Genomic DNA, 14,628 nt, shown 5'->3' with positions numbered 1-14,628 from the left:
GTGCTTAGAACCCAGCAAGCAGACAGTAGACTCCATGAGGACCAGATTCTTAACTTCCTCGTCAACACCCTTGACGAGGAAGTTTCGATCACTCTCGGTGAGAACGCTCAGATAACGTCGGAAGAGATCTGTGAGGTCCTCGTCGGCGCGTGCGCCGACGGGACCTCAATCTCGACACTTTGTGAGAATAGTGCTAACTCCCCTCGTGCCAACGCCGTCCTCTATCATCTTCGGACGAAGTTCGAGCTGGAACAGCTCGAACGAGTCGGAAACACACTCCTCCAGCGAGATATTCTCGATGCCCTTCCCAAGCAGGTGGAGGTCGTCGCTGACCTCCACCTGCGTCCCTACTACGGTGACGAAGACGGCACAGAGGGCCTCTACCACTCGGAAGCCAAGCGTGGAACAACCGCATTCCACGCGTACGCGACGCTGTACGCACGCGTGAAGAACAAACGCTACACACGCTGGCGGTGCGCCGTCTTGTCGACGGCGACACCGCCAGCAGCGTCCTCGCCGAGTTTCTCGGTATCCTTGACGGCCTTGACCTCGGCGTCAAGGCCGTCTACCTCGATCGAGAATTCTACGACAGCAAGTGTCTCACGCTGCTGCAGGCGCACAACCACGCGTACGTCATCCCGATTATCCGGTGGGGTCAGTCGATCAAGCAAGAACTCTCCGAGGGCTGGAGTCGCGTGATTCACCGACACATGACGGCGAAACTCGACGGTCACAGCTGGACCGTCGAGTTTCCCGTCTACATCGACTGTACTACCAGAACGGACGATACGACGAACATGGCGTGGCGCGTCACGGCTACGCCGCTGACGCGCCGTTCATCAATTCTCCTCGCGGACGCTCGATACCACTACGCGAAACGCTTTCGGTATCGAGGCCAGCTACCGACTCTCCGAGCAAACGATTGCGACGACTACGACACAGGATCCGGCGGTACGGGCTGCTGTACGTCGTAGTGAGTTTGCTGTACAGAACGTGTGGCGGTATCTGCACTGGGAGTATGTGGCGACGCCCCGCCGAGGCGGGCGTCGCCTCTGGGAGTGGTCGTATAAGGAGTTCACCAACATGATCCGACGGGCAGCGTGGACGGCCCTCGCGACGCGTCGGGCCGTCCCCGCAAACCGACCGCCGGACGACCGGTTCGTCCGGTAACGACCGATCGAGTACGCCCCTGCGGTGAGTGGCAAGGCTGTCGCGTCGGCGGCGGATCGCCGCCGACAGCGACGATCTTCTCTTGATCTTCCGGTGACCCCCTCGTCAAGATCGATAGTGGAGTCGATTCGACACGGAACTTAAGCTTCAGAGGTGGTTAGCCGAGGAAGTTTCGTGAAGTACTGATACTAGATATTATGCGGGTCGAGGTTAATCACCCGCGACTTTTGACGTGGTTCTCGCAATCAATATAGATGGAGGGATTGTCTCCAGCCGATATCTCATCTGATCGGTGAATTACCATGGGTCACCGACCGGTGGAATGACGCTTATATCGTTTAAAACAGATCTGGGTCTTTCCAAAACGATAAGAAGACTAACTGTCTGGCGAACGAAAGAAGACTGAATCATGAGCGAATCCGACAACGTCGGCGATGCGGTTCAAAGTAGCGACCCAGATTTCTCAACTCTCCCCTGATCACGCTTCGAAAAACGGCAGTAGATCGTCGTGTGAGCGCGCATTCAGGACGTTCCCCGCCTCACACCATCCGCGACGGGCCTGCGAGACCCCGAGATGCATGAAATCCAGTTCGCCGGTCGTGTGCGCGTCCGTACTGACGACGTACGAAACAGTATCGCGATATTCTTTGACGGACGCCCAATCGAGGTCCAGCCGTTCGGGCTGGGCGTTGATCTCGATCGCGACGTCCTCCTCGGCAGCCGTTTCCATCACCGTCTCCATATCGAGATCCAGCGGCTCTCGCTCGTTGATCAACCGGTTCGAGGGGTGTGCAAAGATGTCGACGGGGAAATCCTGCAGCGCAGTGACCACCCGCTCGGTTGGATCGGAGGGATCGCTGTGCATCCCCGCAACAATCAGATCACAGTGCTCGTACCAGTCGTCAGACAGTTCCAATCCCGAGTCGGTGATTTCGGCCTCGATTCCCTTGAGAACCGTGATGTCGAGGTCGTCGTTCACCGTTTCGATGTCCGCGTGCTGTTCCTCGAATGAATCTTGATCGAGTGTGCTGGGAATCGGCGCATGCGGCCCGTGATCGGTAACGAGGATGTATTCGAGGTCTCGCTCGGCTGCGGCCTCGGCCATCTCGCGGACGCTATGAGAGCCGTCGGAGTAGTCGGTGTGCAGCTGTAAGTCACCGCGAACCTCGTCCAGTTCGATCAGATTCGGGAGGTCTCCCGCGGCCGCCGCGTCGACCTCACCCGTGTCCTCGCGGAGTTCTGGCGGAATCCAGTCGAGGTCCAGCGTGTCGTAGACATCGTCCTCTGTTTCCCCGGCGAGACGCTCGCCAGCGCGCCGTTCGCCCTCTCCGTCGTCGACGTCACTGACGTCGAAGAGACCGTATTCGTTGAGCTTCCAGTCGCGGTCGATCGCCTGATTCCTGAGCGTGATGTTGTGGTCCTTCGAGCCGGTGAAATAGACGAGTGCCGCGCCGTATTCCGTCTCGTCGACGATCCGAAGATCCATCTGGAGGTCACCAGAGACGACGACCGACGACTTCGTCTCGCCTCGAGAGAGGACCTCCTTGACGTCGTCGTGCGTGCAGAAGCGCTCCATCGCTGTCTTCGGATCGGACGCGGTCGCTAGGATGTCGATATCGCCGACGGTGGGTCGACGCCGTCGGAACGAGCCCACGATGTCCACTTGGTCGAAGGCGTCGGCGTCGTGAAGCCGGCTTTCGACGTCCCGGGCGATCGGGAACGCTCGACCGAGAAGCATCCGCTCCTGGCTTTCTTTCGCCCGATCGATGTGATCGAGGATGTTCTGCTGTGACTTCTCGCCGAACCCTTCGAGGTCGGCAATCTCTCCCTCCTCGGCAGCGTGTTCGAGATCGTCGAGCGTCTGGACATCGAGTTCTAGGTACAGTTTCTTGGCCGTCTTTGGACCGACGCCCTCGACGCTCGTGATCGCCTCGATGTCGACGGGAAGGTCCGCTTTGAGATCCTCGTAGTACTCCAGTTCCCCAGTTTCGAGGTACTCCGCGATCTTCTCGCTGATCGACTCCCCGACGCCTTCGATCTCTTCGAGTTCCCCGCGCTCGTAGATGTCTTCGATGTCTTCCGAGAGTGACTCGAGATTCCGTGCGGCCGTCCGATAGGCGCGCGGCTTGTACTCGACCTCCTGGATTTCGAGGAAATCCGCGATCTCGCGGAGCGTAGTGGCGATCTCCTGGTTCTTCATCCCGAACTGATCCTCCTTGCACCGACTATCGCAGTCGTCAGGTAAGTAATCGTGTCTCGAGGTCGGGGTTCTCCCACGAATTACGTCGAACGTGGTGCCCGAGGAGATCGTTAATTGCCCAATAGATCGACGACGGTCGAGTGACAGCAGAACGTGAATCTGGCTCTGGGATCATGAACTGTTCTCCCGTTCGAGGTCGACGCCTCGATCCGCAAGCAAGTCGAAGAATTCGTCTGGGTCGAGTTCTGAGACGTCATTAGTCTCGGCGTCCTCCTGTTTCGTCTCGCCGGGATTCTCGCCGACCACGAGGTAATCGGTGTTGCCGGAGACGCTATCCGTCGCGTCACCGCTGTGGCGCTCAACGAGTTCCTCCAGTTCGTCCCGGGTCCAGTTCTCGACGCTTCCGGTGAACACGATATTCAATTCAACTGAAGCGGTAGCGCGGAGTCCCCTTCCTCAGCGAACGAGCGAAGCGAGTGAGTAGGGAGGGGAGGAGCGCGTTCGTATTGGCTACAACCACTAATCTACATATCGCCACGTATCTACGTTGAAACTGTGGCGGATGACTACGTGCGTCGGACAGCAATAACCCGCCTCTCGGTAGACGGTGAGCAACGCGAGTTGCTCGAGGAGACCATTTCCGAGTGGAAACGCGGGTGCCAACTCGCCACCGACATGGCGTGGGGCAGGTGCAACGCGAAAAGCGACGTCCAGCCCCTCGCCTACGACGACGTGCGCGAACACACCGGCCTCGGGAGTCAGCACACGATTCTCGCCACTCACCAGGCCGCAGAGGCCATCACTGGCTGTCTCGAACACCGGTCCAACGGCAAGAAAGTCAGCAAGCCGACCTTCACCGCACCGACCGTGAAATACGATACGCGGACCATGACGCTGTTCGACGACGACACGGTGTCCCTCTCCACCACGGAGAGTCGCGTCCGATGTGACCTTGCGCTGCCCGACGCCGACGATGGCTACCAACGGCAGTATCTCGACTCCGCCGAATGGAGCGTCACCGAAAGCACGCTCACTGCCCGCGACGGCGACTACTTTTTACATATCGGCTTCCGCCGACCCAAGACCGATACCGAACGGAACACCGCCGAGGACGGAACGGTCCTCGGGGTCGATCTCGGCATGGAGAACCTCGCCGTCACCAGCACCGCCTCATTCGTCAGCGGGCGGGAGTTGACCCACAACCTCCGCGAGTTCGAGACAGTTCGCGCCGGGCTCCAACAGACCGGCACACGAAGCGCTCACCGAACGCTCGAACAGTCGAGTGGCCGAGAACTGCGATACATCCGCGACGTACTCCACCGAGCGTCGAACGCCATCGTGAACGAAGCACGCCGTTATGAGTGCGACGTGATTGCGTTCGAGGACTTGACCCACATCCGCGACCGCACGGGTGCGTCGTGGGGACACAAGTGGGCGTTCCGAACGCTCTACGAGCAAGTTGAGTATAAAGCCAAACCGGAAGGCATCGCGGTGAAACAGGTGGGGTCGGCGTACACGTCGAAGCGGTGCGCCGCGTGTGGATTTACCGCAGACGAGAATCGCCCAACTCGCAATGACTTCCAGTGCGTGAAGTGCGGGTCGGAAGCGAACGCAGACTACAACGCGGCGAAGAACATCGGAATGCGGTATGTCCGTCGGGGCCAACAGTCGTCTCGGCGGACGGGCAACAGTCAGCTTGCCCTGAAGTCCGGAACAGTGACGCTGAGCGGCGGGTTCACCGCCCACCCAGACGGGTTCGAGGCCGAGTTCATGGACAAGCCCCACCCTCCACGAGCGAACCCGCCAGGGTGAGCGAAGTAGGGTGGGGTAGTTGACTACGATGTATTATGAGACTCTTCGGGACGACGCGAACCCGGATGCACCGCTCGAAGAGCGACTGGTTCTGTTCATCGCAGGCGACGATACCGATGCGAAGGCGACCGTCGCGAGACTCATCGAGGAGATCGGCTTCGCACCAATCGATGTCGGGTCGCTCGAAGAAGGTGCACACATGGAGCCAGGCTCTCCGATCTATAACGAGCCGATGAGACCCGATGCCGCTCGATCAGCGCTTGCTGGCCTCCGCGAGTAATCGGGTAGAACTCGGCCACGCAGGCTCGCATAAGTTCAGTTTGATGGGTCGGGCGCTCGTGGGGCGAGTCGATATCGTCGCCCCCGCTTCTGGCCCTCGGCGCGAATGAGGTTGTACTGTTCGAGCTTCGAGCAGTAGTTTCGGACCGTGCGCTTGGTCTTCGGATCATCGACCCGTTCGCGGTACTCGTCGTACAGCGTCCCGGGACTCACTTCTTCGGATTCGGCGATGATCTCGTACACCGTCCGCTGGTGGGGCGTCAGTTTCTCCAGATCCTTCCGTTTCAGCTCAGATTTGCCCTCGGGGACTGCCTCTTCGACGATGTCCATCGGGATGTGGTCGAGTCCGTGTCCCTGTGCTTCCCGTGCGGCCGCTCGCAAGATCCCGATCGAGACGCGCGCGTCGCCTGCTGCGGCGTCGGCGATGTACCGTAGACACGCCTCGTCGACCACGTCCTCGTCAAGTCCCCAGTGAACGCGATCGGAGAGGATCGCAACCAGTTCGTCGACGCCGTACTTGTCGAATCGAATTCGGACGGAGCTCTGGAGGCGACTGCGAACCCGGTCGTCGAGCTGGGAGAACAGGTCACGCTCGCGGTTCGCGATGAGGATCGGATGGACGCCACGGATGCGGTGGAGATCGTACAGCACGTCGGTCGACTCCAGTTGATCCACCTCGTCGAGGATGACGACGTACGGTTTCCCGTCGTACGCGTGGAGCCGGTCGAGGAGTTCGTCCTTGGGTGTCGAGCGCCGGTGGACGTCGAGCGTCTGGCCGATTCCGTCGAGGAGACGGTACAGCAGGCGAAAGCGGGTGTAATCCTGCCAGCAGTTCACGTACTGGTGTTGGACTTCGAGCATCGCCTCTCGGAGGCGGTCGACAGTAAAGCGGGCGATGCAGGTTTTCCCGGTTCCCGAGGGACCGAGCAAGAGCGGTGTTTCGGCTGGATCACCGTCTGTGAGAGGGTCGAGTGCCCGTGAGAGGTGGTTGACCTCTGCATCCCGGTGTGCGACCTCCTTCGGGATGAACTCCGGCTGCAACACACGGGCGTCTTGGATCACACCTGCACACTGTCGTGCGAGGCTACTTAATCAGAACCGTGCCCTTTCCGATACTTCCGATACCACGAGGAGCGTTCGGTTGAGGCCGAAGAGATGCGATACGGGTCGTTGTCTTTCGGATACCGAGCTGTGTGACCTGTGTCGCTCCTGTCTTAGCTCGGCTCGTCCGCGACGGAGGGGTACCGAACCTCGTCGACACGCTTCAGCCGCTCGTGAGGGACGAGTGAGTCAGCGATGTTCGTCGATCCACCGGCACCAGGAGTCGAAATCCTTCGCGCCACACTGTGTGGCGATGTTTCGGAGCGTTCCAGTTCGGATTTCGCCACCGAGCGGGATGGTGACGTTTCTGATTTCGCCAGTCTTCGGATGTTCGTATCGGAGCTTCAGGTGGCTCCCGGTGCGGTCAACCGGCGTGTAGCCCATCCCGATGAGAACCTTTGCGACCTCCTCTCCCGTGAACTGTCGCCGCGTCATTCAGCCTCGTCGTCGAACCAGGGAGCGTCCGGCGTCGAAACCTCGTCGGAGACATCATCGGGGTCGATTCCCCACTCGCGGAGGTCGTCGTCGGTGACGGGGCGACCCTTTTCGCCGCGGTGGAGCGCGACCGCGTCGTCGAGGTTCTCGAGCGCCTCCTCGCGAGTGTCGCCTCCGCTGGCGACGTTCGTCTCGACGTCGACGGCGGACCACCCGTCGTCTTCTTCGATGAGCCGAATCTCTCGGCCTGTGCTCATGTGTCGAAGTAAGCGGGAACCTCGGATAAGCGTTCGGCCGGAACCGCTTGGAGAGGGGGTCTCGAACTCGACCCCGAACTAGCAAACGCGACCCAATACGCCCATTCTTCTCGCTTAGGACATTTTGTTCGGTGGTGCGACGAGCAGAGAATCGACAACCTGAACGAACTGACCGGACGGACGCTGCACCGGTACCGATTGTGGCGTCGTGCAGATGGCGACCTCGCGCCACCATCCGAGAAATCACAGATGGACACGTTGCGAGTATTCATCCGGTGGTGCGGAACCATCGACGCGGTTCCCACAGACCTCTGGTCGAAGGTCGTCTCTCCAAGTCTGGCCGACGGTGAGAATTCACGGGATGTGATGATCGACTCGGAAGTCGCAGACGGAATCCTCGATTATCTCTCGACCGACGAATATGCGTCTGAGCTGCACGTGACGTTTCTTCTCATGTGGCACGCTTTGCTTCGGAGGGGTGCAGTTCATGCATTAGATGTAGCTGATTACGATGCTGAGGAGATGTCACTGGATGTTCGCCACCGTCCGGAGACTGAAACCCCGATCAAGAACAAATTCGATGGAGAGCGATTTATTGCCCTCTCAGCAGAGACGTGTTCGGTGCTGGATGCGTGGATTGCGGACCGACGCCCAGATACTGTCGACAAGTATGGTCAGCACCCCCTGCTTTCTATTGCGAAGGGGCGAGCGCATCTCACCACTATACAGGCCTACGTGTATTCGATCACACGTCCTTGCGTGTTCACCAGCTGTCCTCATGACCGAGAAGTATCCGAATGCGAGGCAACAACCGATCGGAGCCAAGCGTTCGGATGTCCGTCTTCGGTGTCTCCACTGTCCGCCGCGGAGCGATTACTCATTGGTTGAACTCGGACGTGCCCGAACCGGTCGTCAGTGCGAGAGCGAACGTCTCCATGGCGGTTCTAAATGAACACTACGACCGGCGAACAGAACGCGACAAAATGGAACAACGGAGACGATACTTGAATCAGGTGTAATCCTTGTCCCTGGGATGCACCATTCGTCAGGACGGTATTCAAATGACGCGGACATCATCATCGCCGTTGACGATGTCGTCGCGTCGTAACACGAGTACTGACTCGTCGTACCCTTGCTGTTCGACCGCTCGCTCGATTGCCGCCGCAGCGACCCGGTCGTCGGTAAGAATAGCCACTCGTGGGTTCCCCTCGCGCAACAACTCGATTGCCAGCCCCGCGAACACCGTATCGGCCTTCTCGACCCGATGCTCTTCCTTCCCCGTCCGACGCGCAATATCACGACGAACGAAATCCATCGCTGCGACTGCATCGGGGTCCGTCGGGGATGGCGGATCGATGAGTTCTGCCCACCCATCGTCTACTGCTCGCTCCACCCGGTCTGCGATGTGCATCGTACTCAGTTCCTGTTTGACTCGCTGTGGAACCAGTAGCGTGAGTTGTCCACGCTCAGCAAAGTCTCGAAGTTTCTGGAACTTCGGATGGTTACCCCACCGACAGCGACGAACAGGTTCGTATCGACGAGGATGGCGTCCCCGGGACCGAGTTCGTCACTCTCCATCGAAGACTAGTGCGTCCGGAGCGCACGAGATCAGCTGCTCGAAGTACGGATCGTGTTCTCGGCCAGCCTCGAGAACCGGGCGGAGAGCGTAGATAACGGCCATCCCTTCGGCGGGCTGGACGCCCATCTCTGTCGCGGCCATCCGCTGCGTGAGTTCCCCCGCGTAGTACTTCGCTGCCGCTTGGACCGCAGTTGTGAGCGTGCCCAGTCCGTGCCGGTCGTGGAAATATGCGGCGTCGTCGTCGAACTCGGTGAGCGCGACAGCGTGGATCAGTGTCGGTGTGATCGCGACGTCGCGCCCGTCGACAAACGCGAACGGTGCCGCTGTGAGTCGATGTGGGCGCGTCGATTCGTCGCGGTCGACGACGCCGAGCCGTTCCAGTCGTTCGACGTCGTCGTACGCAGTCGCACGAGCGATCTCGAGTTCCTCGATGAGTTCCTGAATCGTCGTCGGGCCGTAGTAGCAGAGATACACGTACTCGCGGGCCAGCCGCGAATTCTGGAGCAACGTTGTGGCGGCGAGTAAGCCGTCGAGATCATCTAGTGACCTCGGACTGGCTTCCTCAGTTGAGGGTGTGCCGCCGTGGTCGGTGAGTGTGGGCATACTTGTAGTACGAAATCTATGTATTTTAGATTTTGTTGTCTCAGGAGACACGCTCGGTCTTGAGCGAGTTCGTCATGCAGCATGACGAATCCGAAGGCCTTGTTGAAACCCTCTATCGGTGACAGGTTTCGCCAGCCGTGATTAATACACAGCGCGAATTGTGTAGGGTCGATGAGATAGTGAGGGAGCCCGATCAATACGCAATCAATCCGTCCCATCCAAATGAAGTGTGATTGTTCGTCCTCGGATAGCTCTACCGTGCGTACAGCTACCATACGCACTAGATCCACCGATCTGAATAACCACCTACGGCCCGCCAGATAGGTCAGTCGTAGCTGTCGATCCAGACCAACAGTTCCTCGAACGGCGGGCGAAGCGCTTCGCCCTTTGCCGTAGTCGAGTACTCGACCCGCGGTGGAATCTCGTCGTACGACTCACGGTCGATGATGCCAGCCTCAGTGAGTGCGGCCAGCCGGTTCGAGAGCGTCGTCGGAGAGATATCGAGTGTCTCCTGTAGCTCCGAGTAGCGCCACGGCCCGGCTTCACAGGCGAAGCGACGGAGGATCGCCGTCGTATGTGGCCGACCGAGTAAGTCGAAAAACTCGGCCAACTCGGCATCCTCGGCGACACGGTCCGCCGGATCGTACTCCGGATGCTCGTGGGCCATATCCTCCTTACTTGCTCGAACCAATATAATGGTATTGTCGCTACTGGCAGCTGTAGTGGCTACATGTAGATGTACTGACTATTTTATGACACGTCGGTTCATAGGAAAGCGTATGGAACCAATCCCAGAGGCGGCAGCAGTTCCCAGTACTGAACACGACCAGACGACCGTGACTGTCGACGTCCTACACACTGGATCAGTAGCCATCGACCGCGCACTCGCATACGAGGAACAGACCTGGCATCCGGCCCCGGAAACGGGCTGGTTTCGGTCGGACTCGAATCGGGTCCGGGTGCCGGTGTCGGCGTACTTGATCTCGCACCCGGAAGGTCCAGTACTGGTTGACACTGGATGGCATACCGACGTTCGAACCGACGAACGCGGTCATCTCGGCAGGGTACTCTCGTCGATGTTCGACGCCCGACTTCCCGACGGTGAAGCAGTGACTGAGCAGTTGGCCGCTAGGGAACTCACACCGGCAGACCTCGCCTCTGTCGTTATCACACACATGCACTCAGACCACGTCAGCGGACTCGACTTGGTTCGAGATGCGCCAGAAATTCTCGTGAGCGAGCGAGCATTAGCTGATGCAACGAGCCGGTTTTCGCAGAATCGGTTCCTCGCCGGCCACATGTGGGACGGAATCGAGTTCGCACCATTTGGGTTCGAGGAGAATGGTCTCGGTCCGTTCGGCCGCTCACACGATCTTTTCGGTGACGGGGCAGTACAGTTGATCTGGACACCGGGCCACGACGAGGGACAGATTGCGATTCTGGCACGGACAGCCGAGGGCTGGGTTCTCCTGACAAGTGACGTCATCTACGGAAAGCAGTCACTCCAAGACGGGACCATTCCTGGTCTGACAACCGACCGAGAAGCAGCACGGACCTCCCTGGAGTGGGTCCGTTCCGTGGCCGACCGCTCGGACTGTGTCGCGGTACTTCCAAACCACGATCCGAATGTACAGCCGGGACGAATCACATCGCAGTGAAGTATTCGGATAGCGTGATAAATGTTACCGTCCATTTCGCTTCACCGTTTGTAGATATTCGCTGTTTAGAGCGCCTTGTCGATGTTGTGAGTGAGACAGCTGACAACGAGTTCACGGAATTGCTTCCACCAGTGTCGTGAGCGGACGAATGCACCATATTTCCGTTTCAGCCGAGAGTTCACAGTCTCGTTCTGACTACGTTGACCGTAGAGGTCAGTGTCCAGCCGGGCGTTCCATGCCTTGTGGAGCGAAGAAAATTCGCGGTGCTTGATGAGCGGACGACCCCCTTCTTTACGAGTTAACGAGCGAATCTTCTGGTCGTCGTATCCCTTGTCACCGAGGAGAATCGCTACTCACCGGTATTCCGCTTGATGAGCGACGGCGCGATTTGTGAGTCGTGTTTTCTGGTCGTCGTCACATGCAGATCAAGAATCGCATTCGCTTCCGTGTCCACGAGCAGTGTGGCTCTGTTGAAATCCTATTCTTCAGACATAATCTCTTCTGAAACAGCCGGTCGATGAAAACTGCAGATTACCAGCTCAATTAACAGGTATTTTATAAATACAGTGTAATTAATTTACAGTATGCCTCTCTGGCCCTCCATCATACAGATAACGACCTACGAGATCCTTCCGGGAGTTGTTGTGGCACAGAACGAATTGTTGGTTGTTATAGCGCTACTGTTTCTCTGGGCAACTGTCGGACGATGGATGTATACGGATACAAAATCGCGTGAAAGCAAGTGGGCGTGGCAGTGGGGATTCGGGACACCCCTGACGGTTATTGTAGGTCTTGATGTGATGCTGTTAGTAATCGTTATTTATCTTTTACTTCGGGATTCAGAGTAATATCCTCTATAACCTTACAATTTACGCTCTTCAGTAGGAGATTGTTGATAGCGTTCAGCTGTCGCTCTGGAATCGAAGAGAGCAAGGACACCGCGTAGCGGTGTCCGACACGAATGATTCCGCTCGATGTGTTTAGCTCGGAATCGCTCGCAGCGGACCTGTTACAGCAGGTTCGCTGGCGTGACGGTGTTTCTTGCCCTCGCTGCCGTTCTGACCGGACGGTCAGAAACGGCAGCTATGGGGCGTTTCAACGCTATCTGTGTAAGGATTGCGACCGCACGTTCAACGATAAGACGGGCACAATCTTCGCTCACTCGAAGGTTGCGCTCCGCAAGTGGTTGTTCTCGATCTACGCGTTCTTGCGATTCAACACGAGTCTCCGGCAACTTCAGCGAGAGATCGGAGTGACCTACAAGACGATGCATCGGCGCGTCGAGCGCTTTACCAGAGCGCTCGACGCGCCTCGTCTCGACTTGTTGGACCGGTTGAGATCGACGAACTGTACGTCTCTGCCGGACTGAAAGGCCGCGAGCGCGACCAAGAGTCGCGCTCGCGTGGACTCTCACAACGCGGACGCGGAAGGTACGATCAAGACAAGCCGCCGATCTTCACACTCGTTGACCGTGGAACTGGACAGCGATACGTCGTTCCCGCGAAATCCGCCGACGAATCGACGGTGCGACTCCTCCTTGAAGAACACGAGGAGGAGTCGCTGACCGTCTACACCGATGGATTTCGGGCATACGACCCACTAGAGGACGACGACGAGTTCGACCGCGAATACGTCGTCCACGGTGACGGCGAATACGCGGATGGAGACGTTCACGTGAACACCTGCGAGAGCCACGCGTCGCTGGCGCGACGGTGGCTCTCGCCCCATCGAGGTATCTCGAAAGACAAGTTGACACAGTATCTTCGCGCCTTCCAGCTACGCAGCGAACTCTTCAGAAAACCCGGTCGACAAGCACTCAAGCACGCTGTCGAAGCGACTCTCTGAAATCAACAATCTGCTACACATGAGCGACAATTTAATAGCTCGTGGGGAAGCACACCAAAGCACTTGATGAATACCCTGTATAGACCGCTCAGAGCGACTGGTCAAGATTATGAACGAGACAAGCGATAGTGAGTTCCCGGAACTGCTTCCACCACCGTCGTGAGCGAACGAACGCACCGTACTTTCGTTTGAGCGTTGAGTTGACTGTCTCTGATTGACTTCTCTGGCCATAGAGATCAGCGTCTAAGCGTGCGTTCCATGCCTTGTGGAGTGATGTGAACTCACGGTGCTTAATGAGTGGCCGAACCTCGTGGTGACGGGCAAGTCGTCTGATTTTTTGATCGTCGTACCCTTTGTCACCGAGCAGAATATCGATGGTCTCGGGGTTGCGTTTGATCAACGATGGAGCGATCTGACTATCGTGTTTTCGTGTCGTTGTTACGTGTAGATCGAGAATTGCGTTCACTTTCGTATCGACCAGCAGTGTCACTTTGAGCTGCTGAATCGTAAGCTCAGCCCGTTTCGTGTAGTGTTTCGAGGCATGACTCCGGTCGAAACCTGACGCATCGACTCCAACGACACCGTTTGTCGGAAGTAGCGTCGCTGAGAGAATCAATATAACACGCCAGACAGCCATATCAAGCCGATTGAACGCCTTACAGAGCGTTGACGGCGTAGGTAGTTCAGCTAATCCAAGAGCTCGACGAATACGTGGCATCTCGATTAACTCGTCAAGCAGTCCACGGTAGGTCGTATTCTTCCGAACTTTGAGACACAGTAGAACAACGTGCTGCGGAAGTGTATAGCGGTGTTTAGAGAATTTCGAGGAGTATCGAGAGACTGCTCGGCGTGCCAGATGGATCGCCTTCTCAGTAAAACGCAGAATCTGCGACTTCGGGAGGGTCTTCATCTCATGGAATTACAGGACGAACATGTAACTCTCTGAGGATTTCAACAGAGCCAGCAGTGTGACTTTCAACTGCTGAATCGTCAACTTCGTTCGCTTCGTGTAGTGCTTCGAAGCGTGACTATGGTCAAATCCCGAGGCGTCGATCCCGACGACACCGTTAGTCGGGAGGAGTGTGATCGAGAGGTTGAGGAGGACACGCCAGACAGCCATATCGAGTCGATTGAACGCTTTACACAACGTTGAGTGCGACGGGAGTTCCTCAAGGTCGATGGCGCTCCGAATGCGAGGCATCTCGATCAGCTCGTCAAGCAGGGTTCGGTACGTTGTATTCTTCCGCACCTTGAGACAGAGCAGGACGATGTGCTGGTGGAGTGTGTACCGTCGTTTCGAGAACTTCGAAGAGTAGCGATCGACAGCTCGACGAGCCAAGTGATACGCCTGCTCAACAAACCGGAGCAACCGCGACTTCGGGAGGGTCTGCATCCAGTCAGACTACCGGGGGAATCTGTAACTCTCTGAGGATTTCAACAGAGCCGTCGAGTACAAATTTTACGAGTCTAAGCTGGTAGCGTACGACCGATACCTCGGACGACTACAGTGGTCGGTATCATACGACGGCGTCCGGAACGTCTCGGTCGAGCGCGGGCTGTTCGGTAGCCCGCTCTGGCTGGACGCCGGAACGGTGTTTTTCGATCGGATTTCCAACTCCAGGGACGGCGAGTCCGCCCGGAAACCGAGATCGTCGATCGCGTTCGTTCCAGACCCCGAACGTGCCGGTG

At 57.8% G+C, this 14,628-nt stretch carries 14 protein-coding genes and 5 pseudogenes; 7 read left to right on the top strand and 12 right to left on the bottom strand.

All coding sequences use genetic code 11. The annotated features are described in order from the left end of the window. Positions 1 to 1,170: pseudogene (locus tag NKJ07_RS21740) on the top strand (ISH3 family transposase). 478 nt (positions 1,171 to 1,648) lie between these two features. Here the strand turns inward: NKJ07_RS21740 and polX are convergent. Next, the gene (gene polX, locus NKJ07_RS21735) at positions 1,649 to 3,370 is read right to left on the bottom strand and encodes a DNA polymerase/3'-5' exonuclease PolX (RefSeq protein ID WP_318570636.1); all 1,722 of its coding nucleotides are present in this window, start codon (positions 3,368 to 3,370) and stop codon (positions 1,649 to 1,651) included. 171 nt (positions 3,371 to 3,541) lie between these two features. Further along, positions 3,542 to 3,793 (bottom strand): annotated as a pseudogene (locus NKJ07_RS21730) (BRCT domain-containing protein); the annotation flags it as partial. A 132-nt stretch (positions 3,794 to 3,925) separates the two neighbouring features. Here NKJ07_RS21730 and NKJ07_RS21725 point away from each other — a divergent pair. Continuing rightward, positions 3,926 to 5,182, top strand: a complete 1,257-nt coding sequence (locus NKJ07_RS21725) for an RNA-guided endonuclease InsQ/TnpB family protein (RefSeq protein ID WP_318570635.1) — start codon at positions 3,926 to 3,928, stop codon at positions 5,180 to 5,182. A 19-nt stretch (positions 5,183 to 5,201) separates the two neighbouring features. Next, positions 5,202 to 5,462, top strand: a complete 261-nt coding sequence (locus NKJ07_RS21720; RefSeq protein ID WP_318570634.1) for an NAD(P)-binding domain-containing protein — start codon at positions 5,202 to 5,204, stop codon at positions 5,460 to 5,462. A 35-nt stretch (positions 5,463 to 5,497) separates the two neighbouring features. Here NKJ07_RS21720 and NKJ07_RS21715 read toward each other — a convergent pair whose 3' ends face one another. From NKJ07_RS21715 to NKJ07_RS21705, 3 genes are all read right to left on the bottom strand, one after another. Then, the gene (locus NKJ07_RS21715) at positions 5,498 to 6,523 is read right to left on the bottom strand and encodes a Cdc6/Cdc18 family protein (protein ID WP_318570633.1); all 1,026 of its coding nucleotides are present in this window, start codon (positions 6,521 to 6,523) and stop codon (positions 5,498 to 5,500) included. Positions 6,524 to 6,751: 228 nt separating this feature from the next. Beyond that, a complete protein-coding gene (locus tag NKJ07_RS21710; RefSeq protein ID WP_318570632.1) occupies positions 6,752 to 6,997 on the bottom strand; it encodes a type II toxin-antitoxin system HicA family toxin in 246 nt (81 codons plus the stop codon). Beyond that, positions 6,994 to 7,254 carry a type II toxin-antitoxin system HicB family antitoxin gene (locus NKJ07_RS21705; protein ID WP_318570631.1) on the bottom strand — a complete coding sequence of 87 codons (261 nt, stop codon included), beginning with the start codon at positions 7,252 to 7,254 and terminating at the stop codon, positions 6,994 to 6,996. The genes NKJ07_RS21710 and NKJ07_RS21705 overlap by 4 nt, the downstream gene beginning before the upstream one ends. Before the next feature lie 249 nt (positions 7,255 to 7,503). Between NKJ07_RS21705 and NKJ07_RS21700 the strand changes: the two genes are divergently transcribed. Beyond that, positions 7,504 to 8,142, top strand: a complete 639-nt coding sequence (locus tag NKJ07_RS21700; RefSeq protein WP_318570630.1) for a hypothetical protein — start codon at positions 7,504 to 7,506, stop codon at positions 8,140 to 8,142. Positions 8,143 to 8,311: 169 nt separating this feature from the next. Here NKJ07_RS21700 and NKJ07_RS21695 read toward each other — a convergent pair whose 3' ends face one another. The 4 genes from NKJ07_RS21695 to NKJ07_RS21680 all read right to left on the bottom strand — a co-directional run bounded on the left by NKJ07_RS21695 (position 8,312) and on the right by NKJ07_RS21680 (position 10,103). Next, positions 8,312 to 8,701 carry a PIN domain-containing protein gene (locus NKJ07_RS21695; RefSeq protein ID WP_484593995.1) on the bottom strand — a complete coding sequence of 130 codons (390 nt, stop codon included), beginning with the start codon at positions 8,699 to 8,701 and terminating at the stop codon, positions 8,312 to 8,314. Continuing rightward, positions 8,671 to 8,832, bottom strand: a complete 162-nt coding sequence (locus NKJ07_RS21690; protein WP_318570628.1) for a hypothetical protein — start codon at positions 8,830 to 8,832, stop codon at positions 8,671 to 8,673. The genes NKJ07_RS21695 and NKJ07_RS21690 overlap by 31 nt, the downstream gene beginning before the upstream one ends. Next, entirely contained in the window at positions 8,822 to 9,436 is a 615-nt protein-coding gene (locus NKJ07_RS21685; RefSeq protein ID WP_318570627.1) for a DUF7437 domain-containing protein, read from the bottom strand. The genes NKJ07_RS21690 and NKJ07_RS21685 overlap by 11 nt, the downstream gene beginning before the upstream one ends. 325 nt (positions 9,437 to 9,761) lie before the next feature. Next, positions 9,762 to 10,103, bottom strand: a complete 342-nt coding sequence (locus NKJ07_RS21680) for a winged helix-turn-helix transcriptional regulator (protein ID WP_318570626.1) — start codon at positions 10,101 to 10,103, stop codon at positions 9,762 to 9,764. Positions 10,104 to 10,215: 112 nt separating this feature from the next. On the opposite strand from NKJ07_RS21680, the gene NKJ07_RS21675 reads away from it, so the two are divergent. Beyond that, a complete protein-coding gene (locus NKJ07_RS21675) occupies positions 10,216 to 11,094 on the top strand; it encodes an N-acyl homoserine lactonase family protein (RefSeq protein ID WP_318570625.1) in 879 nt (292 codons plus the stop codon). Between the two features lie 65 nt (positions 11,095 to 11,159). Here NKJ07_RS21675 and NKJ07_RS21670 read toward each other — a convergent pair. Continuing rightward, positions 11,160 to 11,563: pseudogene (locus NKJ07_RS21670) on the bottom strand (transposase); the annotation flags it as partial. A 115-nt stretch (positions 11,564 to 11,678) separates the two neighbouring features. On the opposite strand from NKJ07_RS21670, the gene NKJ07_RS21665 reads away from it, so the two are divergent. Both NKJ07_RS21665 and NKJ07_RS21660 read left to right on the top strand, forming a co-directional pair. Then, entirely contained in the window at positions 11,679 to 11,942 is a 264-nt protein-coding gene (locus NKJ07_RS21665) for a hypothetical protein (RefSeq protein WP_318570624.1), read from the top strand. A gap of 113 nt (positions 11,943 to 12,055) precedes the next feature. Beyond that, positions 12,056 to 12,939, top strand: a pseudogene (locus NKJ07_RS21660) (IS1595 family transposase). Between the two features lie 88 nt (positions 12,940 to 13,027). Here NKJ07_RS21660 and NKJ07_RS21655 read toward each other — a convergent pair. Continuing rightward, positions 13,028 to 13,849: an IS5 family transposase gene (locus NKJ07_RS21655; protein ID WP_318570623.1), complete on the bottom strand. Its 822-nt coding sequence runs from the start codon at positions 13,847 to 13,849 to the stop codon at positions 13,028 to 13,030. Positions 13,850 to 13,900: 51 nt separating this feature from the next. Then, positions 13,901 to 14,332, bottom strand: a pseudogene (locus NKJ07_RS21650) (transposase); the annotation flags it as partial. Positions 14,333 to 14,628: the final 296 nt, after the last annotated feature.

Origin of the sequence: Salinigranum marinum (assembly GCF_024228675.1) — an archaeon.
GTDB classification, from domain to species: Archaea; Halobacteriota; Halobacteria; order Halobacteriales; family Haloferacaceae; genus Salinigranum; species Salinigranum marinum.
The sequence above is the reverse complement of the archived record's forward strand: the minus strand, read 5'-3'. Positions and strand labels throughout refer to the sequence as shown.

What these genes read in the sequence shown, in the direction of transcription:
- NKJ07_RS21675 (WP_318570625.1), top strand. Translation starts at nt 10,216, where the DNA reads ATGGAACCAATCCCAGAGGCGGCAGCAGTTCCCAGTACTGAACACGAC.
- NKJ07_RS21685 (WP_318570627.1), bottom strand. Translation starts at nt 9,436, where the DNA reads ATGCCCACACTCACCGACCACGGCGGCACACCCTCAACTGAGGAAGCC.
- NKJ07_RS21705 (WP_318570631.1), bottom strand. Translation starts at nt 7,254, where the DNA reads ATGAGCACAGGCCGAGAGATTCGGCTCATCGAAGAAGACGACGGGTGG.
- NKJ07_RS21655 (WP_318570623.1), bottom strand. Translation starts at nt 13,849, where the DNA reads ATGAAGACCCTCCCGAAGTCGCAGATTCTGCGTTTTACTGAGAAGGCG.
- NKJ07_RS21710 (WP_318570632.1), bottom strand. Translation starts at nt 6,997, where the DNA reads ATGACGCGGCGACAGTTCACGGGAGAGGAGGTCGCAAAGGTTCTCATC.
- NKJ07_RS21690 (WP_318570628.1), bottom strand. Translation starts at nt 8,832, where the DNA reads ATGGAGAGTGACGAACTCGGTCCCGGGGACGCCATCCTCGTCGATACG.
- NKJ07_RS21680 (WP_318570626.1), bottom strand. Translation starts at nt 10,103, where the DNA reads ATGGCCCACGAGCATCCGGAGTACGATCCGGCGGACCGTGTCGCCGAG.
- NKJ07_RS21700 (WP_318570630.1), top strand. Translation starts at nt 7,504, where the DNA reads ATGGACACGTTGCGAGTATTCATCCGGTGGTGCGGAACCATCGACGCG.
- polX (WP_318570636.1), bottom strand. Translation starts at nt 3,370, where the DNA reads ATGAAGAACCAGGAGATCGCCACTACGCTCCGCGAGATCGCGGATTTC.
- NKJ07_RS21665 (WP_318570624.1), top strand. Translation starts at nt 11,679, where the DNA reads ATGCCTCTCTGGCCCTCCATCATACAGATAACGACCTACGAGATCCTT.